Consider the following 1723-nt stretch of genomic DNA (forward strand, 5'->3'; position numbering starts at 1 on the left):
CCCTCAAACTCATGGACCCCATCAACAAGGACACCGTCTGGCCAGGCCCGCGCGAGGTCTCCACTATCCGCACCCAGACCGTCAAAAGCGCTGCCTTCGCAGGTCGTTGTGACCCCGTTCCGGTGCTTTTCGACGTCACCAGTACCATCAGGAACTACCTCGACAACGACGCCCTGACGTTCGGTCTGTTCGGCAACGAGAGCAAGTACGACACCAACTACGGGTTCATGCGCTTCGGCACCAACCCGTACATCAAGACCACGTACGACATCGCGCCCAAGGCACCGTCCGGTATGAACACCACCCCCGCTACGCAGAACCCCGCCGAAGCGGCCTGCGGTGCGGGTACGCCGGGCTGGATCGGTATGACCAGTCTGAACGGCAACACCTCCAACATTACTTTGGACGCTACGCTCACCACCGAGATGCAGGGCGTCAGCCTCAAGGCGGGCTACCACGTCTGGGACAACATGACCAGCAACGGTGCCGGCTCTCCCGCCGACGTCTCCTGGCCGGTGAGCCCCGGTGATGCCGCTACGGGGACGCTTGTCAGGACCACCATCGGTGCCCAGGTGCGTGACGGTCACCAGTACGGCTGGAACGTCTGGGCCACGGACGGCACCCTCAGCGGGCCGAGCTCGGCGTGCTGCTACTTCAACGTCGACCTCAGCCCACCGACCTTGGCAGCTTTCACAGCGTCAGCAACCTTCCCACCCCTGGGCAGCGGTACCCCGACCACAGCCCACGCAGGCGAGGCCGCAGCCGTGAGCGTCAGCTCCACCGACCCGGTGCCGGGCAGTTGCGCCCCCAACCCCTGCATCAGCAGCGGCGTCCAGGCATTCCAGTACGCGCTGGACACCAACATCCCCGTCTCCGGCGCCAGCACCGTGAACGCCACACTCGTCAACGGCAAGCCCACCGCCACCATCCCGATCACCGTCCCGAACAACCAGTGGGGCACCCACACCCTCTACGTCCGGGCGATCGACAACGCCGGCAACACCCAGGCCACCGCCGCCACCTACAGCTTCTACGCACCCTGGAACCCCAACGCCAAGGTCACCGCAGGTGACCTCACAGGCGATGGCATTCCGGACATGCTCGCCACGACAACCGACGGCAACCTCACCCTGATAGGCGGAAACTCCGACCCCAGCAGCACGCCAGTCACCGCCTCCACCAGCGCGCGGGGGCCACGGAGGGATGGCTGGAACAACAATCTCATCGCTCACCGTGGTGGCCTCAGTCAGCAGGGCATCGACGACCTCTTCGCCTACAACAAGGCGTTGCGTCTGATGTACATCTACAACAACGACGCGGCTGCCGTACCTGCAGGGGCTGCGGGGCATTTCAGCCTCACTGAGAACGTCCAAGGCCCACTGGAGCATCGAGCTTGCCAGACCAGCAACGGACCGCTCACCTGCTCCGGGCAGCCGTCCGACTGGTCTCAACTCACCCAATTGGTCGCTCCCGGAACAATATCCGCCTCCTTGTACAACGCCACGCACCCAGCGAAGCGCGCCTTGGCACCGGACATGATCACAGTGGAGAGCGGCAAGCTCTGGTACTACATCGGCGGTGATGACCCGAATACCTACTTCCGTGACGTGCGCCCCATCGGCAGCGGCGACTGGACCAACACCACCCTGGTCGGCGTCGGCAACGTCGGCGCGACCGTGACCGGCACCGCCCCCACCGCCACCACGACCGGCGGCACCCCGAC

At 65.0% G+C, this 1723-nt stretch carries 1 protein-coding gene; it reads left to right on the plus strand.

Annotated features, from left to right (window positions below; genetic code table 11):
* Positions 1 to 1723 (plus strand): hypothetical protein (locus tag ABD323_RS40855; RefSeq protein WP_344447173.1); only part of this gene is annotated, 1723 nt, incomplete at both ends.

The sequence above is a fragment of the Kitasatospora nipponensis genome (genome assembly GCF_039528135.1).
Classification (GTDB): domain Bacteria; phylum Actinomycetota; class Actinomycetes; order Streptomycetales; family Streptomycetaceae; genus Kitasatospora; species Kitasatospora nipponensis.